This window comes from Aeromonas sp. ASNIH7 (assembly GCF_002903485.1).
Lineage (GTDB): Bacteria > Pseudomonadota > Gammaproteobacteria > Enterobacterales > Aeromonadaceae > Aeromonas > Aeromonas caviae.
Genome location: NZ_CP026226.1, coordinates 3,798,283 through 3,823,866, shown reverse-complemented (window position 1 = coordinate 3,823,866; position 25,584 = coordinate 3,798,283). Strand labels below are relative to the sequence as shown.

20 protein-coding genes and 2 pseudogenes are annotated in these 25,584 nt (G+C 61.0%); 7 read left to right on the top strand and 15 right to left on the bottom strand.

All coding sequences use genetic code 11. The annotated features are described in order from the left end of the window. Window positions 1–121: 121 nt before the first annotated feature. The gene (locus C2U47_RS18050) at window positions 122–2,197 is read right to left on the bottom strand and encodes an ATP-binding protein (RefSeq protein WP_010674147.1); all 2,076 of its coding nucleotides are present in this window, start codon (window positions 2,195–2,197) and stop codon (window positions 122–124) included. Between the two features lie 18 nt (window positions 2,198–2,215). Further along, window positions 2,216–3,397, bottom strand: a complete 1,182-nt coding sequence (locus C2U47_RS18045) for an FIST signal transduction protein (protein WP_041201554.1) — start codon at window positions 3,395–3,397, stop codon at window positions 2,216–2,218. Between the two features lie 113 nt (window positions 3,398–3,510). Here C2U47_RS18045 and C2U47_RS18040 point away from each other — a divergent pair, with 113 nt between their 5' ends. After that, the gene (locus C2U47_RS18040) at window positions 3,511–4,434 is read left to right on the top strand and encodes a gluconeogenesis factor YvcK family protein (RefSeq protein ID WP_029314269.1); all 924 of its coding nucleotides are present in this window, start codon (window positions 3,511–3,513) and stop codon (window positions 4,432–4,434) included. Between the two features lie 12 nt (window positions 4,435–4,446). Here the strand turns inward: C2U47_RS18040 and C2U47_RS18035 are convergent, their stop codons facing one another. From C2U47_RS18035 to lpcA, 3 genes are all read right to left on the bottom strand, one after another. Next, window positions 4,447–4,782 (bottom strand): Hpt domain-containing protein, encoded by a 336-nt coding sequence (locus C2U47_RS18035; RefSeq protein ID WP_010674144.1) that lies wholly within the window; start codon window positions 4,780–4,782, stop codon window positions 4,447–4,449. A 300-nt stretch (window positions 4,783–5,082) separates the two neighbouring features. After that, window positions 5,083–5,880 carry a class II glutamine amidotransferase gene (locus C2U47_RS18030; protein ID WP_010674143.1) on the bottom strand — a complete coding sequence of 266 codons (798 nt, stop codon included), beginning with the start codon at window positions 5,878–5,880 and terminating at the stop codon, window positions 5,083–5,085. A 111-nt stretch (window positions 5,881–5,991) separates the two neighbouring features. Next, window positions 5,992–6,570, bottom strand: coding sequence for a D-sedoheptulose 7-phosphate isomerase (gene lpcA, locus C2U47_RS18025; protein WP_010674142.1), 579 nt, complete (start codon window positions 6,568–6,570; stop codon window positions 5,992–5,994). A gap of 252 nt (window positions 6,571–6,822) precedes the next feature. On the opposite strand from lpcA, the gene fadE reads away from it, so the two are divergent. Both fadE and C2U47_RS18015 read left to right on the top strand, forming a co-directional pair. Beyond that, complete coding sequence (gene fadE, locus C2U47_RS18020; RefSeq protein ID WP_010674141.1) at window positions 6,823–9,279, top strand: acyl-CoA dehydrogenase FadE; 2,457 nt, start codon at window positions 6,823–6,825, stop codon at window positions 9,277–9,279. Between the two features lie 174 nt (window positions 9,280–9,453). Beyond that, window positions 9,454–10,970, top strand: a pseudogene (locus C2U47_RS18015) (HD domain-containing phosphohydrolase). Window positions 10,971–11,045: 75 nt separating this feature from the next. Here the strand turns inward: C2U47_RS18015 and C2U47_RS18010 are convergent. Together C2U47_RS18010 and dnaQ are read right to left on the bottom strand one after the other, a co-directional pair. Then, a complete protein-coding gene (locus C2U47_RS18010; protein WP_010674140.1) occupies window positions 11,046–12,296 on the bottom strand; it encodes a TIGR03503 family protein in 1,251 nt (416 codons plus the stop codon). Then, window positions 12,293–13,027 (bottom strand): DNA polymerase III subunit epsilon, encoded by a 735-nt coding sequence (dnaQ, locus tag C2U47_RS18005; RefSeq protein ID WP_010674139.1) that lies wholly within the window; start codon window positions 13,025–13,027, stop codon window positions 12,293–12,295. The genes C2U47_RS18010 and dnaQ overlap by 4 nt, the downstream gene beginning before the upstream one ends. 75 nt (window positions 13,028–13,102) lie before the next feature. Here dnaQ and rnhA point away from each other — a divergent pair, with 75 nt between their 5' ends. Beyond that, the gene (gene rnhA / locus C2U47_RS18000; protein WP_010674138.1) at window positions 13,103–13,567 is read left to right on the top strand and encodes a ribonuclease HI; all 465 of its coding nucleotides are present in this window, start codon (window positions 13,103–13,105) and stop codon (window positions 13,565–13,567) included. A gap of 6 nt (window positions 13,568–13,573) precedes the next feature. Here rnhA and C2U47_RS17995 read toward each other — a convergent pair whose 3' ends face one another. Further along, window positions 13,574–14,296 (bottom strand): class I SAM-dependent methyltransferase, encoded by a 723-nt coding sequence (locus C2U47_RS17995; RefSeq protein WP_010674137.1) that lies wholly within the window; start codon window positions 14,294–14,296, stop codon window positions 13,574–13,576. Between the two features lie 78 nt (window positions 14,297–14,374). On the opposite strand from C2U47_RS17995, the gene gloB reads away from it, so the two are divergent. Beyond that, window positions 14,375–15,139, top strand: a complete 765-nt coding sequence (gene gloB, locus C2U47_RS17990; RefSeq protein ID WP_010674136.1) for a hydroxyacylglutathione hydrolase — start codon at window positions 14,375–14,377, stop codon at window positions 15,137–15,139. Window positions 15,140–15,226: 87 nt separating this feature from the next. Here the strand turns inward: gloB and C2U47_RS23370 are convergent, their stop codons facing one another. Beyond that, entirely contained in the window at window positions 15,227–15,499 is a 273-nt protein-coding gene (locus C2U47_RS23370) for a hypothetical protein (RefSeq protein ID WP_010674135.1), read from the bottom strand. On the opposite strand from C2U47_RS23370, the gene C2U47_RS17985 reads away from it, so the two are divergent. Then, window positions 15,500–16,750, top strand: a complete 1,251-nt coding sequence (locus C2U47_RS17985) for a LysM peptidoglycan-binding domain-containing protein (protein WP_010674134.1) — start codon at window positions 15,500–15,502, stop codon at window positions 16,748–16,750. It abuts the gene before it with no gap. Between the two features lie 95 nt (window positions 16,751–16,845). Here the strand turns inward: C2U47_RS17985 and C2U47_RS17980 are convergent, their stop codons facing one another. Beyond that, entirely contained in the window at window positions 16,846–17,691 is an 846-nt protein-coding gene (locus C2U47_RS17980; protein WP_029314263.1) for an endonuclease/exonuclease/phosphatase family protein, read from the bottom strand. Between the two features lie 111 nt (window positions 17,692–17,802). On the opposite strand from C2U47_RS17980, the gene C2U47_RS17975 reads away from it, so the two are divergent. Then, window positions 17,803–18,027 carry a hypothetical protein gene (locus C2U47_RS17975; protein WP_010674132.1) on the top strand — a complete coding sequence of 75 codons (225 nt, stop codon included), beginning with the start codon at window positions 17,803–17,805 and terminating at the stop codon, window positions 18,025–18,027. Between the two features lie 6 nt (window positions 18,028–18,033). Here the strand turns inward: C2U47_RS17975 and yciA are convergent, their stop codons facing one another. The 5 genes and pseudogenes from yciA to C2U47_RS17950 form a co-directional block, all read right to left on the bottom strand. Beyond that, window positions 18,034–18,432, bottom strand: a complete 399-nt coding sequence (gene yciA, locus C2U47_RS17970; protein WP_029314261.1) for an acyl-CoA thioester hydrolase YciA — start codon at window positions 18,430–18,432, stop codon at window positions 18,034–18,036. Between the two features lie 139 nt (window positions 18,433–18,571). Then, window positions 18,572–19,384 (bottom strand): NAD-dependent epimerase/dehydratase family protein, encoded by an 813-nt coding sequence (locus tag C2U47_RS17965; protein WP_010674130.1) that lies wholly within the window; start codon window positions 19,382–19,384, stop codon window positions 18,572–18,574. Between the two features lie 247 nt (window positions 19,385–19,631). Continuing rightward, window positions 19,632–20,630 carry a LacI family DNA-binding transcriptional regulator gene (locus tag C2U47_RS17960; RefSeq protein WP_029314259.1) on the bottom strand — a complete coding sequence of 333 codons (999 nt, stop codon included), beginning with the start codon at window positions 20,628–20,630 and terminating at the stop codon, window positions 19,632–19,634. 178 nt (window positions 20,631–20,808) lie between these two features. Next, window positions 20,809–22,725: a transglycosylase SLT domain-containing protein gene (locus C2U47_RS17955; RefSeq protein ID WP_029314258.1), complete on the bottom strand. Its 1,917-nt coding sequence runs from the start codon at window positions 22,723–22,725 to the stop codon at window positions 20,809–20,811. An 83-nt stretch (window positions 22,726–22,808) separates the two neighbouring features. Then, window positions 22,809–25,327, bottom strand: a pseudogene (locus C2U47_RS17950) (bifunctional diguanylate cyclase/phosphodiesterase). Window positions 25,328–25,584 lie beyond the last annotated feature (257 nt).

The following is a 25,584-nucleotide window of genomic DNA, read 5'->3' as shown; positions in this document are numbered from 1 at the left end:
TTGGCACGACTTTTTCATATAAAACCGTACAACCCGATTTATCCCGTGCTCTCTTCAGTATTTGCTGAAGAATTGGTCAACCACCAGGTTGACCATTTTTTTTACCCAAAATCGGCCGACATCACCTGCAATGGCGGAGCAGGCAGCTTCGCAGCCTGGCAAGACTGATGGGTTTGGCCAGAAAATCGTTCATGCCCTGGGCAAGGCAGCGGGCCCTGTCCTCCATCATGGCATTGGCCGTCAACGCGACGATGGGCACCTCGCACCCCATGTCCCGCAGGCGCCGGGTCGCCTCCAGCCCATCCATCTGCGGCATCCGCATATCCATCAGGACAAGGTCCGGCTGCTGCTTCGCCACCTGTGCCAAGGCCTCCAGACCATTGCCTGCCAGCCTCACCCTGCACACCAGCTTCTGCAGCATCAGGGATACCACCAGCTGATTGACCGGACTGTCTTCCACCACCAGCACATCCAGCTCCAGTCTGGCGCACTCTTCACTGCCGGGGGCGGCGGCCGGAGCACAGGGAGAGGCCATCCCGGGCAGCTCGAACCAGAAGCAGCTTCCCAGCCCAGGCGTGCTCTGCACGCAAATGTCTCCCCCCATCAGCTGCACCAGCCGCCTGCAGATGGCCAGTCCGAGCCCCGAGCCGGAGAAGCGGCGGGTTGCCGAACTGTCGACCTGATAGAAGGGTTCGAACAGCAACGCCTGATCCTCGGTGGAGATGCCGATCCCCGTGTCGCTGACCATGACCCCCAGCTTTTCCTCCTCCCAGGTCAACGCCAGACGCACGCTGCCGACGGAGGTGAACTTCACGGCATTGCCAAGCAGGTTGCCTATCACCTGGGAGAGGCGGACGGCATCCCCTTGAAGGCGTTCAGGGAGCGTCTCATCCAGATGCCAATGCAGTGTGATTCCCTTAGCACTGGCTTGTGCCTGCAAGGGCTCCACCAGGGCACGGCACAGCTCGGCTGGCTGAAAGGGTTCACAGTGCAGCGTCAGGGTATGTGACTCTATTTTCGAGAAATCGAGCACGTCGTCGATGATGGTCTGCAACAGATGCGCAGAGTGGGTGGCATGACCGATGAGGGTCTGTTGCGGAGTGTCGAGCCGGCCGTGCTGCAGCAGATCCAGCATCCCCAGCACGGCGTTCATGGGAGAGCGGATCTCGTGGGTCATCATGGCGAGGAACTGGGATTTGGCACGGTTGGCCGTCTCGGCATCGTCCCGCGCCCGCGCCAGCTCCTGCTCGCGGCGGATCTGGCTGCCTATCTCCCGCGCCGTACCCCGATAGCCGAGGAAGCGGCCACCGGCATCATGGCAAGGCTCCGCATTGATCTCCATCCAGCAAGGCCCGCCCGCCAGCATCACCTGGGCCCGCATTCCCCGCACCGGCAGATGGTGGGCGATCAGGTGCCGGTAGTGACTCCAGGCCGGGTCCTGCTTGTCGTGGGCAAAATCATAGAGGCTTCTCCCCGTCTGGCGGGCCAGCACTTCCCCCTGATAGCCAGGGGCAGAGACATAGCTGAGCCTGTGCTGGGGATCGGTCTCCCAGAACCAGTCAGAGGCCATGGCGGCAAAACTGCGAAAACGCTGTTCGCTGGCCTGCAGGGCCAGGGTCTTGAGGTCAACCTGTTCTTGCAGGCGAGCCCGATAGGCGATGTTGACCAGAGCCTGGGAGATGAGCGGGCGACAACGCTGCATCGCCGCCTTGCTCTTGAGATCGAAGGTGCCCGCCACGCTGTGCCGGCAGATGAGCACACCGGAAAACCCCGGTCCCTGCAAGCCTGTCATCATGACGCTGGCCCAGCCCGGCGCCCCTGCCAGCGGCGCCAGCTCAGGCAGTTGGGCGGGATCATAGATGACCAGGGTCTCCCCCTCGATGGCCCTGGAGAAGAGCGGTGTCAGCGACCAGGTCCGGCCCACCTCGTCCGGCTGGGTGCTCAGATGGGTGCTGCCCCTCACGGCCTCCCAGGCGACCACGTCCGCCTGTTCGAATCCGATAAAGGGCTTGAGAGCAAGAATGAGACTCTCCAGTACCTGCTCCAGACTCTGGGCCTGTGCCAGGGTCGCCACCCCGCACAGCAGGGCTTGGGACTCCTCCCGATATCTGGCCTCCCGCTCCCGGCAACGCATCAGCTCCACCAGCGTGGTTTGCAGTTTGTCACCCAGGGTTTCGAGTTCGCTATTGCCTATCATCTTGAATCCAGCACAGTGTCAGCTCTCGAGGAAGATTACGCTCGACACCATGAGGTTGCCGTGTGCCAGCTCACCATGGGGTAATCGTCCCTGTTCACCGAAGGTAAAGGGCGTGATGAAGGGGATCTCACCCAGCCTCTGACTGAATTGACTGACGATGTCCCCCAGCCTGTCCCCCAGTGCCAGCCGACAACCGGCACAAAACACCACCAGGGCGCCAAAGGGGCGCATATTGCTCGCCATGCCATATTCAGGCTCGATATTCACCGCATTCAGGCTGCGCTGCAACAACCCTTCCTGGCTGCTGTACATGAGCAGCAGCCGCTCTCCCAGTCGGGTTTCGGTAAAGAGGCGCAGCCCCTCCCGCGCCGTCACCGCCTCGGGATGGGAGAGCTTGTAGTAGGGCAGGTCATCGAGCATGCCGACCTGACGGGCCAGTGGCGAGAGCGTCGTCTCCCTGAGGATGGGGCCCACCGGCCAGGGCGTCGCACGCTCGGTCCAGCGACCATAGACCCGGGCCGCCGGCTCGTGATCGATGGTCAGCACCTCCCGCCCGTCTATCCCGGTAATGATGCCGCGACACTCGGTGGGTACATAGCCTGAATGAAACTGGAACGCCAGTTGGCAATCGGGGTAAAGCACCGCCAACACGCACCCTTGTGATCCCTCCCCTTCGTCCCAGCACAGCTGCCACTGCCCGGCCACGCCGTCGTCTGCCGCCGACCCGCCGACGACGGGAACGGTCGCGCCAAACTCGGCGTCGATCCCCGCGAGCACAACCTCCTCCAGCCCCGGGCTGGTGTGCAGCAACACGAGCTGCGGCAGCTCTCCCGGTCGGCCACCATCGGCGATGGCGCGGCGCAGCAATGCCCGCACATCCGGTTGATCCCCCATCTGGCCAGCCACGCCATAGGCCCCCTTGTCATCATAAAGGGCGGCGACCGACAGGCTCCAGCCATGCCGACCATGATGGCCATCCTGGGTCAGGATACCGCCGCAGGAGCTGCAACCGATCAGCCGGGTATCGGGAAAACGTGCCTTGAGCGCACGGCGCAGTTCCGCCGCCTCGTGTGCTTGGGTAAAATAGACCAGCAACAGCGATGGAACATGGGATGACTGGGCATGCAACCGCTCTGTAACTTGTTGGGCGGCCAGTGGGGTCGTCTCGGCAAGCGAGTGAGCCGTCAGGAAGTTCAACATCGTCTCCTAGGGGTACGGGATGCTGGCATCAAGCAAAAATCATACCCTTATCAAACAATTACCTGGCCATGGAGACTAGAATGGTGCTCACTGGCCTCCCACGGGATCACTGCATGTGGCAAAAAAATATCAATGACTTCGACCGGGTCGTCGCCATCGGCGGCGGGCACGGTATGGGCCGGGTGCTCTCTTCCCTGTCGTTCTTGGGATCCCGGCTGACGGGCATCGTCACCACCACGGATGATGGCGGCTCCACCGGACGCCTGCGCAAAAGCCAGGAGTGCATCGCCTGGGGGGATCTGCGCAACTGCCTCAACCAGCTGGTGACCACCCCCAGCATCGGTAGCCAGCTGTTCGAGCACCGCTTTACCGGCCGCGGCGAGCTGGCGGGCCACAACCTCGGCAACCTGATGCTGCTGGCCCTCGACAACCTCTGCGTGCGCCCCCTGGATGCCATCCGGCTCATCAGCGACATGCTGGAAATTGAACCCAATCTGCTGCCCATGTCCGAGCATCCCACCGATCTGTGCGCCCACACCGTCTGTGGCGATCAGATCCTGGGAGAGGTCTCCATCGATCAGCTCACCACACCGCCACGGGCCCTGAGCCTGAAACCGGTCGTGCCCGCCACGCGCGAAGCGGTCGAGGCGCTGAGCCAGGCCGACATGATCATCCTGGGGCCGGGCAGCTTCCTCACCTCCATCATGCCTCCTCTGCTGCTGCGCGAGATTGCGGAGGCGATCCGCAGCAGCCGCGCCATCGTCGTGTTCATCAGCAATCTGGTGGACGAAGAGGGTCCGGCAGGCCAGTTGTCACTGTCCAGTCAACATCGTTGGCTGGAAGAGCGGATAGGCAGCGGCCGGATCGATGCCATTCTGGCTCCCGAGGGCCCCCAGGTACCCGAGTTGCAGCACTGCCTCGTTCGGGCCGAGCTGGGTGAAGCGGCCCTCCCCCACCGCCACGACCGCCTCAAGCTGCGTCTGGCACTCGACACCGTGATCCTGAGCAGGCTTGGCGAGCGCGACATGGCGGGCTGATGCCCCTCTGGATCAGTGAAACTGGGCCAGATGGGTGAAGACCTGAGGCAGGGAGTGCTCCAGCTCAGCCAGCAGTCTGCCGGCCTCTTGCTCATCTTCCCGGCGACAGGCGGACTCCAGATCCATCACCTGCTGATAGCTGGGTTTGGCGCCATAGCTGCCACAGGACGATTTCATGCTGTGGGCAAGACGCGCCAGGGCTGACCAGTCCCGCTGCTCAAAAAGCGGTCTTAATTGGGCCAACTGCTCGCCTACCTCTTCGACAAACACCGAGATGACGACCGGCATCATCTCGTGACCGATGTCATCTGCCAGTTGTCGCAGCACTTTCTGATCCAGCCACTCCATCTTCTCTTCCCTATGATGGTATTCAAACAGACCACAATATAGCGGACCCACAGCCCCGCTGTCACCCGCCCTTCGGGCATGCCCGTATCGCTCCGGATGCTCTTGGGACACCAGAATGTGAGCAGCTTCAAGTTATCGGTATGTCAGTCAGAATGGAGAGAGATAAAGGTTGTCACAAAATTAACATTAAAGTAACAATGCAACCCATGAGAATGATGCGGCTCAGCAACACCTCTCTCATCCCTTTTTGCCTGTATGGCTGCTGCGAAGAACCAGGGTAGACATCTACCCTGGTATTTTTTATTTCTGGTTCAACAAGTTGGCTGCATTGCCATATTCCAGCTCGCCCAGCCTGAACAGGCAGAACTCCCCGGGCACCATCTTCACCCAATTCTCGTTGCCGGTGAGCGGCCGGGTGGCGATCAGGGTCACCACATCGTTCGGCGTGGTTTCACTCTGAAAGTCGATGGCCACATCCTCATCCAGCAGACGGGCTTCGCCAAAGGGAGCCCTGCGCGTCAACCAGTAAAGGTTGTTGCTGCAATAGGTCATCACGAACTCTCCGTCCGACAGCAGCATGTTGAACACCCCGAGCCCGCGCAGCTCGTCGCACAGGGTCGCGAGGTAGCGGAACATGGCGGGGAAATTTGCCGGCCGTTTGGGGTACTTGTGCTCCAGCCTGTCGAGCAGCCAGCAGAAGGCGTGCTCGCTGTCGGTGTCGCCTACCGGGCGGTGCCGCCCCGTGGGCAGCCTCTTGTAACCGGTCAACTGGCCATTGTGGGCAAAGGTCCAGTAACGGCCCCACAGTTCGCGGGTAAAGGGGTGGGTGTTTTCCAGGGAGACACACCCCCGGTTCGCCTGCCGGATATGGCTGACCACGGCACGGCTCTTGATGGGCAGTGCCTGGACCAGCTTGGCGATGGGAGACTGGGCACTGGGTTCGGGATCCTTGAAGGTGCGAAAACCCCGCCCCTCATAGAAGGTGATCCCCCAGCCATCCTTGTGGGGACCTGTCTTGCCTCCCCGCAGCATCAGCCCGGTAAAGCTGAAGCAGATGTCGGTCGGCACATTGGCACTCATGCCGAGCAGTTCGCACATATACCATCCACTCCCTGAATGTCTTGACTCTGGTTTCGTCAATCAACCGTCACGGCTGGACGAGAGGGCCGGTATGGTCACCCATCCCCCCTCTCAATCCCGGATCGTTGATTACTTGGCCATCTCTTTTTCAACCAGCTGGATCAGGATGTGGATCACCTTGATGTGCACTTCCTGGATGCGGTCGGCATAACCGAAGTGCGGCACACGGATCTCCACATCGGCCAGACCAGCCATCTTGCCGCCGTCCTTGCCGGTCAGGGCAATCACCTTCATCCCTTTGGCACGGGCCGCCTCGATGGCTTTGAGGATGTTGCCGGAGTTGCCGCTGGTGGAGATGCCGAGCAGCACGTCACCACGGCGGCCGACGGCCTCCACATAGCGGGAGAAGACATAGTCATAGCCAAAGTCGTTGGAGACGCAGGAGAGGTGGCTGGGATCGGAGATGGCGATGCCGGCATAGCCTGGGCGGTTCTCGCGATAACGACCGGTCAGCTCTTCGGCAAAGTGCATGGCATCGCAGTGGGAGCCGCCGTTGCCGCAGGAGAGTACCTTGCCTTCCTGCTTGAAGGAGTCGGCGAGCAGCCTGGCCGCCGCCTCGATGTTTTTCAGATTTTGCTCATCTGCCAGGAACGCCTGAAGCACGCTGGCAGCCTCGGTCAACTCGTTGCGGATCAGTTCTTGGTACATGGTTCTTGAAATCTCGTCGTCCAACATAGGGTGGCGGCATTGTCGCACAAGCCAGTCCAATCGTCGCCCCCCGCCCGCCAAGATGGGGCGGGCAGCGCGTTATGGAGATCACAGAGCCAAGGTAACAGGCTTGTAAACAGCTTGATAAGTTTGTGCGTATGAATTACAACAGGGGCCATATCCAACAGGTCAGACCTCTGGATCAGTTAACGCCAATTTCCCAACCTCGGCAATTCATGCAAGGAGCAAACAATGACGACGACCCTCACTCTGCTCGGGGTGATCCTGGTGATCGGCGCCATGGCCTATCGCCGTGCGTCCCTGTTCACCGCCACGCTTGCCACGGCCGCCGCCCTGGTCGCCGGCACCTTCTATGGCCATGTACCCCTGCTGGTGTGGGCGCTGTTCGCGGTGATAGCCCTGCCCCTCAATCTGGTGGAGTTTCGCCGTAACCAGCTGACCAAGCCGCTGTTCAAGATCTACAAGTCCATCATGCCGGAGATGTCCCGAACCGAGAAGGAAGCAATCGAAGCGGGGACGACCTGGTGGGAAGCGGATCTGTTTGCCGGCAACCCTGACTGGAAGAAGCTGCACGCCATTCCGGTGAGCACCCTCAGCGCCGAGGAGCAGGCCTTCATGGACGGCCCGGTTGAAGAAGTGTGCCGCATGGTCAACGACTGGGAAGTGACCCACGAGCGTGCCGATCTCTCTCCCGAGGTGTGGCAATACCTGAAGGACAACAAGTTCTTCGCCATGATCATCAAGAAGAAATATGGCGGGCTGGAGTTCTCCGCCTACGCCCAGTCCTGCGTGCTGCAAAAGCTGTGCGGCGCCAGCGCCGTGCTCGCCTCCACCGTCGGCGTTCCCAACTCCTTAGGGCCGGGTGAGCTGCTGCAACACTACGGTACTGACGAGCAGAAGGATTACTACCTGCCCCGTCTGGCTGTCGGCAAGGAGATCCCCTGTTTCGCCCTGACCAGCCCGGAAGCGGGTTCTGATGCGGGCTCGATTCCCGACTTCGGCATCGTCTGCAAAGGCGAGTGGGAAGGGGAAGAGGTGCTCGGCATGCGCCTGACCTGGAACAAGCGCTACATTACCCTGGCTCCCATCGCCACCGTACTCGGCCTCGCCTTCAAGCTGCGTGACCCTGACCACCTGCTGGGTGAGGAAGAAGAGCTCGGCATTACCTGCGCCCTCATTCCGACCCACATCAAGGGGGTCGACATCGGCCGTCGCCACTTCCCGCTCAACGTGCCGTTCCAGAACGGCCCGACCCGCGGCAAGGACGTGTTTGTACCGCTCGACTTCATCATCGGCGGTCCGGCCATGGCCGGTCAGGGCTGGCGCATGCTGGTGGAGTGTCTCTCCGTCGGCCGCGGCATCACCCTGCCCTCCAACAGCACGGGCGGCGTCAAGATGCTGGCCCTGGCCACCGGTGCCTACAGCCGCATCCGTCGCCAGTTCAAGCTGCCGATAGGCAAGATGGAAGGGATTGAAGAGCCGCTGGCACGCCTGGGTGGCAACGCCTACATCATGGGCGCCGCCGCCAAACTGACGGTCACCGGCATCGATCTCGGTGAAAAACCCTCGGTCATCTCCGCCATCGTCAAGTACCACCTCACCGACCGCGCCCAGAAGTGCATCATTGATGCCATGGATATCCATGGCGGCAAGGCCATCTGCATGGGGCCGAACAACTATCTGGCCCGTGGCTATCAGGGGGCGCCCATCGCCGTGACCGTCGAAGGAGCCAATATCCTGACCCGCAGCATGATCATTTACGGTCAGGGAGCCATCCGTTGCCACCCCTACGTGTTGCCGGAGATGCTGGCAGCCAGCCACCCCGACAAAGAGCAGGCGCTGAAAGATTTCGACAAGGCGATGTTCAGCCACGTGGGCTTTGCCATCAGCAACCTGGTGCGCAGCTTCTGGCTGGGGCTGACCAGTGCCCGCTTCGCCGCCGCGCCCTACAAGGATCAGACCAAGGGCTACTATCAGCAACTATCCCGCCTCTCCGCCAACCTGGCCTTCCTGTCAGACATGGCGATGGGCACCCTGGGTGGCGAGCTCAAGCGCAAAGAGCGGGTCTCTGCCCGCCTTGGCGATGTGCTGAGCCAGCTCTATCTGGCCTCCAGCGCCCTCAAGCGCTATCAGGATGAAGGACGCCAGCAGGCCGACCTGCCGCTGCTGCACTGGGCACTGCAAGACGCCCTGTTCAAGGCTCAGGAAGCGATCGACGAGTTGCTGCGCAACTTCCCGAACCGCTGGATTGGTCTGGCCCTGCGCGCCATCGTGCTGCCCCTTGGTCGCGACCTGAAGCGTCCCTCCGACAAGCTCGACAGCCAGGTGGCCCGCCTGCTCCAGGTGCCAAGTGCCACTCGCAGCCGTCTGGCCGAGGGCCAATATCTGACGCGCGAGGAGGGCAACCCCTTCGGGCTGCTGGAACAGGCGCTGGACGATGTGCTGACCGCAGAGCCGCTGTTTGACAAGGTGTGCAAAGCCGAAGGGAGCAAACGCCCCTTCACCCAGCTCGACAAGGTGGCAGAGGCGGGCCTGAGCCTCGGTGTCATCAACCAGGCCGAAGCGGACCTGCTGCGGCGCGCCGAGGAGAGTCGCCTTCGCACCATCAACGTCGATGACTTCGATCCCGTCGACCTGGTGGCCAACAAGGCACTGTTTGAAGCCTCCGCCTATCACAGGGCAGCTTGATGCCTCTGATGCCAGAACGCCTCCCTTGTGGAGGCGTTTTTCATGAAAGGGCTGGTGGATGGCATTCGATACGAAGAAAGAGAAACCGACTGGATCATATTTTGGATATCAATCCGTTTCCTATATTGAATGAAGCGGTTAAGGTAAGCACAGGATCACACACAGGATTGCATAATGGATGATCAAATCCTGATTATTGATGATGAAGATCTTCCCCAATCAGCACCGCGTCCCGCCGGCTGGAAGGTGATGATAGTGGACGATGAACCCGAAGTGCATCGCATCACCAAAATCACCCTGAACAAGTTTGAATTCGACGGCAAGCCGATCGATTTTCTGCACGCCTACTCTGCGGCTGAAGCCAAAGCCTTGCTCGCCCTCACCCCGGATGTCGCCCTGCTGCTGCTCGACGTCGTCATGGAGGTCGACCATGCCGGTCTCGAGGTGGTCAAGTTCGTGCGCGACGAGCTGCAAAACAAGATGGTGCGCATCGTGCTGCGAACCGGTCAGCCCGGCCAGGCCCCGGAAGATGACGTGGTGACAAACTACGACATCAACGACTACAAAGACAAGACCGAGCTCACCTCCCAGAAACTGCGCACCCTGCTGCGCGCCAGCCTGCGCTCTTACCGGGACATCCGAACCCTTGAGAGCAATCGACAGGGCTGGAGAAGGTCATCGAGGCGTCCAAGGGGATCTTCGAGCAGCGTGCCCTGCGCCAGTTCGTCGAAGGAGCCCAGACCCAGCTCAGCGCCCTGCTCAATCTGGAAGAGTCCCAGATTTACGATGTGAAGCACTTGGCGTATGAGGTGCGGGATCAGGTGCTCGAGCCTCTGCTCAGCGATGGTCCCATGCTGCGCCTCGTCGATGCGCCGGAAATCCTGCGCTGTGCCATGGCCAAGGGAGCCAATGTCTACGATGGCAACCAGATGGTGCTCTATTGCCAGAATGCCCGTCATCACCTGCTGTTCCACATCGAGACCACTCGCCCGCTCAGCCAGATGGATACCGGGCTGCTGAGCCTGTTCACCGAAAACATCATAGTGGCGCTGGAGAATATCCGGCTCAACGAGGTGATCGGTGACAACCAGCGAGAGATCATCTATCGCATCGGCGAACTGGTGGAGAGCCGCTCGAAGGAGTCCGGCTTGCACGTCAAGCGGGTGGCCCTCTACACCGAACTGTTCTGCAAGCTGCTCGGCATGAATGAGGACAGGTGCGAGCTCATCAAACGGGCCTCTCCCCTGCACGACATCGGCAAGGTGGGGATCCCGGACGCCATCTTGCACAAACCTGGCAAACTCACTCCCGAGGAGTGGGAGATCATGAAAACCCACGCCCAGCTTGGGCAGGACATGCTCTCCGGCAGTGACCTGGCCCTGTTCCAGATAGGCGCCACCATCGCGGGCAACCATCACGAGAAGTGGAATGGCAGCGGCTATCCCCGCGGGTTGAAGGGAGAGGACATTCCGCTGGAAGGACGCATCGTCGCCCTGGCGGATGTGTTCGATGCTCTGGGCTCCGATCGTTGCTACAAGCAGGCCTGGCCGCTGGATCAGGTGCTGGCGCTGATCAAGGAGGAGAAAGGAGAGCACTTCGACCCCCTCCTGGTGGACCTGATGCTGGCCAATCTGGAGAAGTTCCTCGATATTCGCGAGCAGTACAAAGACATCTATATCGGCGCTCACTGATATCGGATGCACCCCATCCACTTGCCACCATGAAGAAGCCGCCCATTGGGCGGCTTCTTTGCAATGTGCGCGGAATTATTGCTCCGGCAGATTGAGATCCAGTTTGGGGGTTGCTGGCGTCTCTTCAAGTTGCGCCTTCTGCGCCGCCATCGCCTTGTGCAGAGTGCGGCGCTTTTGCAGCAGAATGAAACCACCCGCCCCCAGCAAGAGCAGCAACACGCCACCTCCCCCCAGCGCCCAGGGCAGCCAGACCGGACTCTCCCGCTCCTCGAACCGGTCGGGGGTGGCGGCGGATGCGGGCATGGCCGCAGAGGGTGCGGGAGGGGGGGGAGGCGTTGCTATGGTGAACGACTTGGCCGGCAATTGCAGTTGCACCTCGCGACCGAGCCGGGTTGTTCCAAAGAGGGTGGCCTCCACCTTGTACTGCCCTGCCGCCTTGAGGGCGGAGAGATCCACGCCAAAACGCGGTGCTGTCGCCACCTCGTTGAACGTCATGCTACTGCCGCCGCCGTCGATGGCCTTGCCCTGGATGACCACGGAGGCGGGATCCAGTTCATCCACATCGATGACCAGAGAGAGCTTGGCTCCCCCCTCCCCGGAGGGGGGATTCAGGGAATAGCTGACCGGCCAGGGGTAGAGCAGCACCTGCTGTGACTGGGCTCGTGAGAAGACCTCATTGCCGGTGCTGAAGAGGGCTCGGTATTTTCCCGCAGGGACGTCCAGTACCGCCTCGGCGGTCAAGATACCGTCCCCCGGCACTTCGTCCACCCCCTTGCCATCATCCATGTAGCGTCCCAGGGTCTCCTCGAACACGGGATCGCTACTCTGGCTGGCATCGTTGAACTGCTGCAGCTTGACGGTCATGCCCAGATCGGTGAGGTAGTAACCCGCCCCAGGCGCCGCGCCATCGATCAGCAGACGGGATTGCAGTTTGACACGCTCACCCTGATAGAGGCGGGCCGGCAGCGGCTCGCTCTCGACCTGGATGTCGGTGAGCAGGCGCACCCGATTGTCGGGGTCCACCTCTCCGATCGCCTGCCAGGGGCCGGGTATGGGGTCGCGGATGGTGATGAGATCCTGATCCTTGAGGGGCAACCAGCCCACGTCGGGCGGCTTGACCTTGCCCACATAGAGCTTGCTGCCATCGGGCCGCACCAAGATCACCGAAGGCGTCCCCGGCTTGCGCTTGATGATGAAGGTGATCTCCTTCACGCCGTAATCGATGCGAAAGCGGTTGTCGAGCAGAGGAATGTCGGAAGGCGCAAACACCTCGTTGGCCGCGGCCGGGAGGGAGGCCAGCAGCAGCAGCCCCCAAAGCGATCTCATTGCCGCCACAGGCAGGCACCTCCTTTTTTCTGTACCAGATCCAGCCTCGCTTCATGGACAGCCGCCACCTCGTCGCTCGCGCGAACCACCCTGAGCGGCGGGCGATTGCTCTCCAGACGACGAATGCCGGTATCCTGGCTGGTCTCGCTCTCGCTGGTTTCGCTCGCCAGATTGAGTTTGGTCTGGCCACCCGTCATCAGGAGGTAGACGTCCGCCAGGATCTCCGCATCAAGCAAGGCGCCGTGCAGGGTACGGTGAGAGTTGTCGATGCCGTAGCGATCGCACAACACGTCCAGGTTGTTGCGCTTGCCCGGGAAGAGATCCCGCGCCATCGCCAGGGTATCCGTGATGCCGCAGATATCCGCCGTCTTGAAGTTCAGACCGAGCTTGCTGAACTCATAGTCCATGAAGCTCACGTCAAAGGGGGCGTTGTGGGCGATGAGCTCGGCGCCGCGAATGAACTCGATGAAATCGTCCGCTATCTGGTTGAAAGAGGGCTTGTCAGCCAGGAAAGCATCCGTGATGCCGTGCACGGCGATGGCCTCGGGGTCCACCAGCCGATCCGGCTTGATGTAGACGTGGAAATGGTTGCCGGTGAGTTTGCGGTTGATCACCTCCACACAGCCGATCTCGATGATGCGGTGCCCAAGATAGACAGGGCCGCCCGCGGTGTTCATGCCGGTGGTTTCGGTATCCAGAATGATCTGGCGATTCAGTTGGGGTGTGCTCATGATCAAATCCATGTCAAACTTCGGTTTTACTCGCTAGTTTACCCCAAGCCTCTCGCTAAAACAGATTGATTGCTCATGTTGAAACAGATTGATTTATTCACGGATGGCTCCTGCTTAGGCAACCCGGGCCCCGGCGGCTATGGTGCCGTCATGGTCTATGGCAAGCATCGCAAGGAGATCTCCGCAGGTTTTCGATTGACCACCAATAACCGGATGGAGCTGATGGCCGCCATCATGGGGCTGCGGACCCTGAACGAACCCTGCCAGGTGCGGCTTACCACCGACAGCCAGTATGTGCGCCAGGGGATCACCCAATGGATCATCGGCTGGAAGAAGAAGGGCTGGATGACCGCCAACCGTCAGCCGGTCAAGAACGTCGATCTCTGGCAGGCCCTGGATGCGGAAGTGGCCCGTCACCAGATCGAATGGCTCTGGGTGAAAGGACACTCGGGCCACCCGGAAAACGAACGCTGTGACGAGCTTGCCCGTGAGGCCGCCAGCGGCAAGCAGCTTGCCGAAGACAGCGGCTACCAGCCCTGATGCCCGCTAGCCGCCCTGGCGCGCCATTCCTGGCGCGGCCATCGACTCCGGCAGCCGCCAGCGGCGACGCACCGGAGTAACGGGGAAACGCCGCTTGCGGGCGGCAATCACGTAAACAGACGCCAGGGAGCGGCAATAGTCCCGCCCCAGACTCTCCCGCCACCAGCCGATCTTGCTCTGCCTGCCCATGAAGGAGAAACCGAACCGCTCGTCGAACATCACCTCGCAGCCGAGCAGTTGCAGCCAGTCGGTCACCCGTGCGGGCGTGAACATGCGGGCAGACCAGGGCAGATGCCGCCGCATGAAGGGCAGATAGTGGCCCAACCCCACCAGGCTGAGCGGGTTGTAACCGCTGACAATGAGCCAGCCATCGTCGGTCAGCACCCGTTCTGCCTCCCGCAGCACCTGATGAGGATCCGGCGAGAAATCGAGGCAGTGAGCCAGCAGGCAGGCATCCACGCTCCCCGATCGCACCGGCAAGGCGAGCGGATCCCCCTGGATGTCCAGCAGCCGTCCGCCGGGAGCGACACCTATTTGATGGCGAATGGTGGAACAGCCGCAGGAGAGTTCGGCGCTCAGGGCTCCTATCTTGAGCAAGTGATAGCCAAAGAGGTGGGGGCACCAGTTGTCGAGGCGCTCCTGAAGCTCGGCGGCCACCCAGTCCCCCATGGGCAGTGCGGACCAACTGGTCGGAAGCGCGATCTGTTGTTCGGTACGTGCCAGTTGCATAATGGGACCAACTCGGGGCGAATGCCATCCAGTTATATAAGATCCCTTCCTTAAAGAGAACACAAGAGACCTCGACCCATGTATACCGTCATCACAGTTCCCGCCTTCAGCGACAACTACATCTGGTTGATCCGTCATGAAAATCACTGCCTGGTCGTCGATCCGGGCGAGGCCGCTCCCGTGCTGGAACGGCTGGCTGCGCTGGATCTGGTGCTGGATGCCATCCTCCTGACCCATCACCACCGCGATCACGTCGGGGGCGTATCCGAGTTGCTGCAACACTTCCCCCACGCTCGTCTCTATGGCCCCAAGCATGACCCCATGCCGGACCATCACGGCCAGTGGCTCGACGACGGGGATCAGATCAACTGGCATGGCCTGAGTCTGGATGTCCTCCATGTACCCGGTCATACCCTGGGGCACATCGCCTATTACGGCCAGGGCATGCTGTTTTGTGGCGATACCCTCTTCAGCGCCGGTTGCGGCCGTCTGTTCGAAGGTACCCCGGCACAGATGCACACTTCCCTGCAACGGCTCGCGGCACTGCCCGATGAGACCCTCCTTTATTGTGCCCATGAATACACCCTCTCCAACCTGCGTTTCGCCCATGCGGTCGAGCCCGACAACCTGGCGATCCAGCGGCAGATCGGCGTGATCAGCAAACTGCGTCAGCAGGGCCTCCCGAGTCTCCCCTCCCGGCTGGGAGATGAGCGGAATTTCAATGTTTTTCTGCGCTGCGAGCAGGACTCGGTAAAATTTTATGCTGAGAAATACGCCCTTAAATGCTTGGAAAATCCAGAGGATACCTTCGCTGTTCTGCGGGCCTGGAAGGACGTTTTTTGAACAAACCTTGATCAGGGGGGCATTGCCCCTTATGATGCGAGCTGTTTTTCCACAGATGACCTGAGCGAGATGAAGCTACGAACGGCCTTATTGGCAGCGCTGTTTCTCAGCGGCTGTCAAAACCTGAGCCATCAGGATGACCGGGCGGTAACGGCAATCGAGCCGATCAAATCCCCCCAAGTCAGCAAGAAAACGTACAAAAAACACTCTTCGCGGATGCTGTTCGGCGACGAACAGATAGAAGAGCTGGATGACACTGATAACCTGTGGGTGCGTATCAGCGATGATATGCAGCTGGACTCGCACGATAATGCCCGGGTTCGCCAACAGCGTGATTGGTTGTTGCGCAATGATAAGCATATGGCGACCATTGCCAGCCGGGCTGAGCCCTACCTGTATCTGATGGTAGAGGAAATCGAACGGCGTGAGCTGCCAATGGAGCTTATTACCATCCCCATGATCGAGAGCATGTTCGATCCCAATGCCCGCTCCCGCAGCAATGCGGTCGGTCTTTGGCAGTTCGTTCCTGCAACCGGCAAGAATTTCGGCCTGCGCCACGACAACTGGTACGACGGTCGACGCGATGTCCTGGCATCCACCAATGCTGCACTGGATTACCTGGAGTACCTGAACCGGTTCTTCGACGGTGACTGGCTGCAGACCCTGGCCGCTTACAATGCCGGTGAAGGTCGGGTGCGCAACGCCATCACCCGCAACGAACGGGCTGGTCGTCCGACCGACTACTGGTCGCTGGACCTGCCCCGCGAAACCCGGATGTATGTGCCCAAGATCCTGGCCATGGCCGACATGATCCGCAATGCGGACAAATACAATGTCACCCTGCCGGTGCTGGCCAACAAGCCGCAATTGCGAACCATCAATACCGGTGGTCAGATTGATTTGAACGTGGCCGCCCAGCTGGCTGGCGTTTCCGCCTCCCAGCTCAAGGCGCTTAATCCTGCGCTCAAGCGTGGCATGACCTCACCGCAGGGCCCTTACAACCTGCTGGTCCCCGTCGAGTACGCCGACACCCTGGAGCTGGCCCTGGCCGATCTGCCCCAGCGTGAACGTACCCGTGGCGTGCGCTCCTATCAGGTCACCAGTGGTGATACGCTGTCACGGATCGCCCAGAATCACGGGGTGACCGTGCAACAGCTCAAGCTGGCCAACAACATGCGCGGCAACAACCTGCGCCGTGGCCAGAGCCTGATCATCCCCAATGGCGGGCGCGCAACCCAGGTTGCCCAGAGCAAGCCACAGCAGCTCGCCAGCCGCAGTGGTGGCAAGGTGAACTATCAGGTGCGCTCCGGTGACAACCTGTGGAGCATCAGCCAGGCACACGGGGTCACCCACGCCGACCTGGCCAAGTGGAACGGCCTGAACGCCAAGTCGGCCCTCAAGCCTGGCATGAAGCTGGTGGTCTGGCCCAAGCAGGGCAAGAGCAGCAACAAGTCCATGGTCTATCAGGTGCGCCGCGGTGATTCCCTCTCCTCCATCGCAGCCCGCTTCCAGGTCGCCGTCAACGATGTGATGCGCTGGAACCAGCTCGGCAAGAGTGACTATCTCAAGCCGGGTCAGGAGTTGACCCTGTTCGTGAAGAACAACAGCTGATCGCTCGTCGCAATCCAAAAAATACCCCGCTTGATGCGGGGTATTTTTTTGTCTGCATGAACCAGCGGCGACGCCGCTCTCCCCTGAGGGATGACTCAGGGAGTGATGGCCTGGGCCGCAAAGCGCGCCAGAATGGGGTTGTGGTCAGAGGCATCGGTAGCCGGTGAACTCACCTCCACCAGATCCAGATTGCGATAGTAGAGGTGATCCAGCGGGCGGCCAAAAGCGGTGCGACGCAGATCAGGCACAGGTATGGCCTCCTGCAGGCCAAGCTCGCCCACCAGCTTGTTCAACCAGAACGCGCGCTTGTCGCTCCAGGTGTTGAAATCGCCGCCCAGGATGACCGGCCCCTGGTGGCGATGGATCAACGCAGTCAGATCGTTGAGCTGCTCGCGGAAGGTCGCCATGCCCAGTTCGAAATTGACCGCATGGAGATTCACCACCAGCACGCCGTCAGGATCCCCCTGCAAGGGATAGAGACTGACCAGACCTGACTTGGGGATACGCAGCAGGGGTTCGGGGGAACGGACGCCACAGACAAACGCCTGCGGCGTTTTCGCCACTGTCATCACGCCAAAGGAGACACCTCCCTGGGTGAAGGCCTGCAACTGCTGCCATTGGAAATCGCCTCTCTTCAGCCAGTCCAGCATCTCGGGCCGGGTCGCCGACTCTTGCAGCAGCACCAGATCCTGGGACTTGGCATACTCATCCAGCCCTTCCCGCCAGTTCTTGCGTTGTCCCTTGTAGAGGTTCCAGACGGTGATGCCAAATTCCCTCGGCAAGGCCGTGGAGGCGAGCGCCACCAGAGGTGGTCTGTCACAGCTTGCGCCAGGTATGATACCTGCCGCAGTCACCAGATGATCTTGATCCGGTACCTCGAAGCAACCGACCAGCCCCAACGTCAGCAGGGACGTTCCCAGAATCCGATAACTATTTTTCATTGGCTAACAATCACCTGCCTCTGCAAGACGACATGGCCCTCACACAGGCCACGGTCGCCGACTAGTCTCATTATTCGTGTCCGGCCCGACTCATCCAGAAGGAATTCAACGATGGCGAGACAGCACCAGTACCGCGTGACATTTTACGATCAACAGGGAACCTGTCATCAAGTGGAGCTTTCCACCGTCTATCAAATCAGGCGGGATCCCCAATGTGATCTCTGTCTGTTCGACACCCGGCAGTGCGTGGGGTCGGAAGAGATGCTGGAGCGCATGATACGGCAAAAAACCGGGCTTGAGCAGGAAATATCCATCATCAATGCCCGGCTCATCTGAGCAGACTCAGACCGGGACGGGGCGGGATTTGCCCTGATCGTCGATGGCCACATAGGTGAAGACGCCCTCGGTCACGCAGTACCGCTGGGCTTCGTTCTCCCGCAATACCGGCTTGACCCAGACCTCCAGCTTGAGTCGCATGGAGCTGCGACCAATCTTGAGGCAGCGACCGTAACAGCACACCACGTCACCCACCTTGACCGGGCTGTGGAAGGTCATCCCCTCCACCGAGACGGTACAGATGCGCCCTTTTGCCAGCTCCTTGGCCATGATGCCCCCACCTATATCCATCTGGGACATGATCCACCCGCCGAAGATATCGCCATTGGGGTTGGTATCGGCTGGCATTGCCAGGGTTCTCAGCAACAGCTCCCCATCGGGGTGGCGCTTGGTCTCTTCCATCATTACCGCTCTCTTTATCATGGATGGCGGCATGATAGGGGGCGATCCCCCCCTTGGCAAACCTCAATTGTCCCGGAGCGCGCGCCGTATCTGGTTTGCACGCCAGATGACCGACTCCGGGGCCCGGATGGCGACGACCCGTTCAACCCTTCAAGGCCGCCCCGTCCGCAAACCAGTGGGCCGGATCCGGCCAGCGATAGACGAAACCAAGCTGCTGGCAGATGCGCTGACCTTCGATGGGAGCAAACTCCCCCGTCGGCTCAACGAACTGCGGCGGCACCAGCCCGAGCAGGCGGCTCGCGAAGGGGTAGAGCTGCTCCCGGCGCGGGTGAACGGGGGCACTCAGATTGTAGGCATCCCCATCCTGCCCCTGGGCCAGCATCAGCTCACAGGCGGCCACCACGTCGTCCAGATGCACCAGGTTCACAGCCTGGCCTCCCCCGGCCAGCGTCTTGCCCGCCAGAAAACGGCCGGGGTGACGGTCAGGACCATAGAGTCCGGCCGGGCGCAAGATCATGGCGCAGTCAACATGCCCTTCCAGCACGGCAAGCTCGGCCGCCCGCATCCGCAAGCCTCTGTCATGGGCTGGAGCGGGCGTATCCTCCTCCCCCTGTCCGGCCCCCCAGACCGAAGTCGCGCTGATAAAAAGAACCCTCTGAACACCCGCCTCCCTCGCCTGTCGGCACAGGCTGGCCACGGACGCCGGGTAATCACCGGTCTTGCTGGGGGGCACACAGATCACCAGGTCATGACAGCGAAAAGGCAGTGACCCCATGTCAGGGGTGAGCAACAGCGGCCAGGCAGCAATACTCTCCCCCCGCAGCCGTTCAGCCTTTTCGGCCGTACTGACCGTCACCGCGACAGATTGCCCCTGCTCTTGCAATGCCCTGGCCAGGGGCAAACCCAGCCAGCCGGCGCCCACGATACCCGTCTGATACTCAAATTCGTTCGTCATACCCGGATCCTGACAAAAAAAAAACGGCCATCCAATGATGACCGTCGAAAGTAACGAAGGAAATAGCCGGATTAACCGGTTACCTCCCACAGCGGGAAAATCGGGAGCGCACGCTCCTAATTCGTGGGCCTATCCTAGTGGCAGCGCGGTCAAAAAGCTTTGAAGCGGATCACAGTTGAAAAGGATTTCTGAAAGCGCTTTCACTGTTTTGCAAAAAAGTCGACCCGCACGGGGCCAACTTCATGACTCAGGCCACAGATTCCCGCCGTACCAGTTCGGCTTCGAATTTGAGCGCCAATCCCTCTACCGGCTTGTGATCCAGCAGCCTCAGGGCCAGCTCAGCGGCACGCTCTCCCATCTCCTCGATGGGGTAACGTACCGTGGTGAGCTTGGGATAGATGTATCGGGCATAGGGGATGTCATCAAAACCGACCACAGAGACCTGCTGGGGGATCTTGTAACCCCGCTCCAGCAGACAGGAGATGGCCCCCGCCACCATGGCATCATTGAAACCAAGCACAGCGCTGAACTCGACGCCGCGCGCCAGCAGCTCGCTCATGGCCACATAGCCACCTTTTTCATCGGCATAGGCACGGCCGATGAGGGCAGGATCCAGCTCGATACCTGCCCGTTGCAGGGCGAAGCGATAGCCGGCCATCCGCTGCTGACCATCCACAAACTCCTCGTCATCGGAGGTGACGAAGGCAATCTTGCGATGTCCCGCGTCCAGCAGATGCTGGCAAGCCGTGGTGATGCCGGCCTGGTTGTCCAGCCAGACGCAGCGATCCTCGCAGCCTGGCACCTGACGGTTGATGAAGACGATAGGGGTCGTGCCCGACGCCAGCTCGCTGAGCTCTTCGTCAGGCAGCGCCTTGCTGTGCAGGATCAAGGCATCGCACTGGCGCTGCAGCAGCGCCTGGATGGCGTGCCGCTCACGGGCCGCGTCGTGGTTGCCGGACACCACGATGGTGAACTTGTTCGCCTTGTCGACCATGCTTTCGATGCCGCGCATCATCTGAGCGAAGAAGGGGCCGCCACACAGATCCCCCACCAGCACACCGATACAGTTGGAGCGTTTGCTCACCAGGGCCTGGGCGAAGCTGTTTGGACGAAAGCTGAGCTCCTTCATGGCCGCGAGGACAGCCTCGCGCTTCTCGGGCGCCACCTGCGCCGTGTTGTTGATCACTCGAGACACTGTCGAAATGGAGACATTCGCCAGCTGAGACACATCTTTGATCGTTGCCACTCTCGATTCCTTTGTTGGAAAAGCCTGTCAGTGATGATCGGGCATTGTATCGAACCTGACAGACCAAGACGCGGCGCCCGATCACCTGGCAGGTTTCCTTTTGTAACAAAGCTTAAGGGATGATAACCATTTTGGGGCAAGAATGGGAGGCAGCCGCCACAACGACTGCCCCCCGAACTCAATAGGCGTGATTCAGCTCGCGTTCCGACATGAAACGCAAGGGCTGCTGCAGCTTGTGTTGATAGATGAGATCGAAAGAGAGCACGTTCTGGACATAGTTGCGCGTCTCCCGATAGGGGATGCTCTCCACCCAGACATCCATCGGCTTGTTGTCGCTCTGCTCGCGCCAGCGCTTGACCCGGCCAGGACCCGCATTGTAGGCCGCCGCCGCCAGGATCCGGTTGCCGTCATACACATCCAGCAGGCGCTTGAGGTAGGCGCTGCCAAGTCGAATGTTCATGGCCGGGTCGAACAGTTGCTGCTCGTTGCGATAGGGCACCCCAAGCTTGCCGGCCGTCTCTTTCGCGGTGGCAGGCATCAGCTGCATCAACCCCCGCGCCCCGACCGGTGACTGGGCCAGGGGATAGAGTGCGCTCTCCTGACGGGAGATGGCGTAGAGCAGACTGGTGTTCATGGTGCGCTCTTGTGCCATCTGGGAGAAGGTGCGCTTGAGGGGCAGCGGGAAGCGCAGGTCCAGCGCATCCCAGGCCTCGGCACGGATGCTGGAGAGGATCGCCAGCTCGTGCCAGCCCTGGTTGAGGGCGATGTGGCCAAACTCCAGGCGCTGGGCCACGCTGTTGCGATCCATGTTGTGGATCCACTCAGAGCGGGCCGCCGTGATCTCGTTCATCGCCAGCAGCTCACGCACCCGCAGCAGGAAGGGCCAGCGGCGGCTGGCACTTTGCCAGTCCGGCACCTTGTGCGCCACGCTCTGGTTCTTCATGCGATAGGGCACACCGGTGCGCTGGGCCGCCATGAAGCCGTAGAAGCCGCGCAGGCTCGCAGTCTCGAGATAGAGGTCCCGCGCCGGTTTCTGCCGCCCCTGTTTCTCCAGCGAGCGCGCCATCCAGTAACGCCAGCGATCCTCTTTTTGCAGCCCCATGGGCATCCGCTTGACCCAGCCTTCGAGGCCGCGCCAATCCTGCTCCCAGATGGCAAGACGGGCCCGCAGCTCCACCAGCTCCGGATCCTTGAGCCGCACCAGAGCCGTATCCAGCCAGGCGCGCTGGTCAGAAGATCGGTCCAGCAACAGGCGGCGGGCGGCCGCCTTCTCCACCCGACTCACCTCGGCATGGTTCAGGCCGAAGCGACGGGTCATCTCCCCCAGCTGGCGCAGAACCGCGTCGGGCTCCTGGTTGGCGTAGCGGGCCAGCCCCAGGGAGAGCAGATGCCGCGACGGGGGCGCCGCCGTGAAGTTGGCAGGATTCATCGCCCGCACGGGTTGGTCATACAGGGCGATCATCTGATCGCCATACCCCTTCATGCCGCTGCCGAGCTGGGCCCCGAGGTGGCGAATGAGGTTGGGGTTCTGGGCCTCGAAAGCCAGGTTCATACGCTCCCAGATCTTCTCCTGAGTGCGCAGACCTGCCTGCTGCCAGAGCTGGAACAGGGGATCGCAGGCATCGGGCCTGGATTGACCGCTCAACCAGAGCTTGCCTGCCTCCTGCAGGGCTTCACTTTGGTGCCCCGTGTAGTAGCGGGCCTGATAGTGCTGACAGAGCAGATCGGTGGAGCTTGGCTTGGCCGGATAGAAGCGCAGGAACTGGGACCACTGCTGGCTCTGGGCAAGATAGGTGAGATAGCTGCGCTCGAGCCGGTTGGACTGGGGGGTGTCCCCGTGCTGGCGGATGAAGCGGGTCACATCGTTGTAGTCTGCCGCCCCGGGACGGAACGCAAGCTGGTAGTAATCCAGATAGGGCAACAGCGGATAGTGGATCAGGCGTGCCCGAAGCTGGCTGAATTTGACCTGATCATTGGCACGCACGGCCTCATGGGCCTGGCGATAGAGAGACTGCTCCATGGTCTGCGCGAAGGCAGGAGCCAACAGCCCCGGCATCCAGAGCGCAGACAAGATGATTCCCTGCACGACTTTCACGAATGGCATTCTCCCCTTGAAGGCATAACCACCGTCAAAGTGCGGTGGTGACATACCTTCATTCTACCCGCTAAGCACGGGGGCTACGCCACACTATTTTTATCGGTGCAGACGGGGCGATCACCGCGTACCTGGCGGCTGACATAGCGTTCAAGGTAGGAAACAGGGAGCGGCTTGGAGGCGAGGTATCCCTGGAAGAAATGGCAGCCCTGTGCCTGCAGAAACTCCAGTTGCTGGCGGGACTCCACCCCCTCCGCCGTCACGTTGAACCCCATGTGGCGGGCCATGGCGATCACGGCCTCGACGATGGCCATGTTGTCACCATCCTTGGGAATGTCCTGGATGAAAGAGCGGTCGATCTTGAGCTCGTCCGCCGGCAGCCGCTTGAGGTAGCTCAGGGAAGAGTACCCCGCCCCGAAGTCATCGATGGCAAAGCTTATGCCCAGGGTCTTGAGTTCCGCCATCTTGCTGATGGTGTCTTCCGCATGACCCAGCACCACCGACTCGGTGATCTCCAGGTTGAGGCAGGCGGGATCCATGCCGGTGGCCGCCAGCACGTCGTGAATGCGATCGACAAAGTCGGGAGCATGGAACTGTTTGGCGCTCACGTTGACCGACAGCTGGGGGACGTGGATCCCGTTCTCCTCCCAGGAGACGTACTGGGTACAGGCTTCGTGCAATACCCAGTTACCGATGTCGACAATGAGATCCGTCTCCTCGGCAATGGGGATGAACTCGGCAGGCGACACCAGGGCACGCCCGGGGGTTGCCAGCGGATCAGCGCCTCGACACCGATGATCTCCCCCCCCGCTACCATGTGCTGGGGCTGGTAGTGGAGAGTCAGCTCCCCATTGTCGAGGGCACTGCGCAGCTCGTTGTGAATGTGCAGACGCCGGTCGGCCTGCAACTGCATGGAGGCATCAAAGAAGCGCCGGGTCTTGCGGCCCGCCGATTTCGCCTGATACATGGCGGTGTCAGCCTGCTTGAGCAGATCCCCCGCCTCCTGCTCCCGACCGGGGAAGAGGGTGATGCCGACACTGGCGCCGATGTGCAGCACCTGGCCTCTGAAATCATAGGGGGCGGCGATCTCCCCGATCAGCCGCTCCGCGATGAGGTCGGCCTGCATCTCCGCCTGGGGCGGGCTGATGGAGAGCGCGGGCAGCAACAACACGAACTCGTCGCCGCCGAGACGGGCCAGACAATCCCCCTGGCGCACCAGCCGCTTGAGACGGCTGGCCACCTCCTTGAGCAGCCAGTCGCCGGTGGCGTGACCCAGGGAATCATTGATGGTTTTGAAGTGGTCGAGATCGATGAACAGCAGGGCCCCGATGAGGTGACTGCGATTTGCATCGGTGAACGCCTGGGTCAGGGTTTCGTGCAGCTGACGGCGATTGGGCAGGCCGGTCAGCTCGTCATAGAAGGCGAGATCCTGAATGCGGCGCTCCGCCGCCTTGCGCTCGGAAATATCCTCGAAGAAGATGACATAGTGGCTGATCCCCCCCTTCTCATCCTGCACCGGCGTGACGATCTCCCACTGGGGATAGGCGTGACCGTCGGCGTGCAGGCGCAGGGTTTCCCCCTGCCAGCGATCCAGGGCGTTGAGCTCGTAACCCAGCCCTCCCAGCCCCGACCAGAGATCGTTGCCAAGATGCAGACCAATCACCCCCTGGTTGTCAAAGCCGGTGATCTGGCTGAAGGCGTAATTGACCCGCAGGATCTTGAACTCGGGATCCGTGATGATGATCCCTTCGTGAGTTTCAAAGGCCACCGCAGACAGCCGCATCAAGGCATCGCTCTGCAGGCGCTCCAGCTCGGCCACCATGCGCACCGAGAAGATGGTCAGGACGGAGTCCAGATCCGTGGTCCGGGTCTGGCTTGGGAACAGCAGGGCGAGATGACCCAGGATCTGACCGTTGCGATCGAGCAGCGGCTGGGCGTAATAGTGCTGGCCCGGGGGCAGGTCAGGATACCCGGTCAGGGGTTCACTCACGGGGACCGCGCAGGAGGCCCCCTGGCGATAGAGCTGCTGGCAGGGCATGTCACAGAGAGCATACTCCTTGACGTCGATGCCGTGGCTCGCCAGCACCCTGAGCCTGTCGAGACCGACCCGCTCCGTCAGCCAGACGGCAGTGGCTCCCAGGATATGGGCCAGCTCGTTGACCAGGGTCTGGCAAAAATCGAGCCCCGTCTTGGCGGAGAGCGCCTGCGCCAGCTTGGCCAGCAAGGGGGCCTGCAACATGGGAAGCGGCGGTGTCACGCCTGCGGGGGAGTCGGCGCGATCCATCTCGCGATGCATCATTTCAAGGGGGGCAAGCCAGCCACAACAGAGCCCCTGTGCAGGCACATACTGACCGTACCAGAGCGCATGGTGTATCTTGCCGTCCTCATCGCGCAGGTGACCGATGAACTGGCCAGGCTGGCCGGAATCGTGGAGTCTTGCAAGAAAATCGGCGAAACCCGCTTCATCTTCCCGCTCAAGTTGGGTGGCCCAGGGGTGGGCTCCCTCCCCTGCCCAGGGTTCACAAGAGACATGATCAGACAGGCTCCATTGCCCATGCTGCCGATCATAAAACCACATCATCTGGGTGGCTTGCTGCTTCATCTACGACTCCAACCACTACAACCACGTTATCCACCCCGACTCCTGCAGAAAAGCATATCCGTTTGCGCGCATATCTCCACCGGCGCATGGCAATGATTTTGCGATGCGATGAGGCGATGTGGGTGGAGAAAATTCGAGACTATGCGGCAAAAACCAAACATCGGGTCGACACAAGGCGCTGCCGAGGGGGGACAGAAACGATCCTATTTGCTGATACTGCCTGCCTGTTTCACTGAGCTCAAGCGGTTTTTGGCATG

What these genes read in the sequence shown, in the direction of transcription:
- dnaQ (WP_010674139.1), bottom strand. Translation starts at nt 13,027, where the DNA reads ATGAGCACACCCCAACTGAATCGCCAGATCATTCTGGATACCGAAACC.
- fadE (WP_010674141.1), top strand. Translation starts at nt 6,823, where the DNA reads ATGACGACGACCCTCACTCTGCTCGGGGTGATCCTGGTGATCGGCGCC.
- gloB (WP_010674136.1), top strand. Translation starts at nt 14,375, where the DNA reads ATGTATACCGTCATCACAGTTCCCGCCTTCAGCGACAACTACATCTGG.
- C2U47_RS17975 (WP_010674132.1), top strand. Translation starts at nt 17,803, where the DNA reads ATGGCGAGACAGCACCAGTACCGCGTGACATTTTACGATCAACAGGGA.
- C2U47_RS18010 (WP_010674140.1), bottom strand. Translation starts at nt 12,296, where the DNA reads ATGAGATCGCTTTGGGGGCTGCTGCTGCTGGCCTCCCTCCCGGCCGCG.
- C2U47_RS18045 (WP_041201554.1), bottom strand. Translation starts at nt 3,397, where the DNA reads ATGTTGAACTTCCTGACGGCTCACTCGCTTGCCGAGACGACCCCACTG.
- rnhA (WP_010674138.1), top strand. Translation starts at nt 13,103, where the DNA reads ATGTTGAAACAGATTGATTTATTCACGGATGGCTCCTGCTTAGGCAAC.
- C2U47_RS18030 (WP_010674143.1), bottom strand. Translation starts at nt 5,880, where the DNA reads ATGTGCGAACTGCTCGGCATGAGTGCCAATGTGCCGACCGACATCTGC.
- C2U47_RS23370 (WP_010674135.1), bottom strand. Translation starts at nt 15,499, where the DNA reads ATGCTTATCATTGCGCAACAACCAATCACGCTGTTGGCGAACCCGGGC.
- C2U47_RS17985 (WP_010674134.1), top strand. Translation starts at nt 15,500, where the DNA reads ATGGCGACCATTGCCAGCCGGGCTGAGCCCTACCTGTATCTGATGGTA.
- C2U47_RS17965 (WP_010674130.1), bottom strand. Translation starts at nt 19,384, where the DNA reads ATGACGAACGAATTTGAGTATCAGACGGGTATCGTGGGCGCCGGCTGG.
- lpcA (WP_010674142.1), bottom strand. Translation starts at nt 6,570, where the DNA reads ATGTACCAAGAACTGATCCGCAACGAGTTGACCGAGGCTGCCAGCGTG.
- C2U47_RS17995 (WP_010674137.1), bottom strand. Translation starts at nt 14,296, where the DNA reads ATGCAACTGGCACGTACCGAACAACAGATCGCGCTTCCGACCAGTTGG.
- C2U47_RS17980 (WP_029314263.1), bottom strand. Translation starts at nt 17,691, where the DNA reads ATGAAAAATAGTTATCGGATTCTGGGAACGTCCCTGCTGACGTTGGGG.
- C2U47_RS18035 (WP_010674144.1), bottom strand. Translation starts at nt 4,782, where the DNA reads ATGGAGTGGCTGGATCAGAAAGTGCTGCGACAACTGGCAGATGACATC.
- C2U47_RS18040 (WP_029314269.1), top strand. Translation starts at nt 3,511, where the DNA reads ATGTGGCAAAAAAATATCAATGACTTCGACCGGGTCGTCGCCATCGGC.
- C2U47_RS18050 (WP_010674147.1), bottom strand. Translation starts at nt 2,197, where the DNA reads ATGATAGGCAATAGCGAACTCGAAACCCTGGGTGACAAACTGCAAACC.
- yciA (WP_029314261.1), bottom strand. Translation starts at nt 18,432, where the DNA reads ATGATGGAAGAGACCAAGCGCCACCCCGATGGGGAGCTGTTGCTGAGA.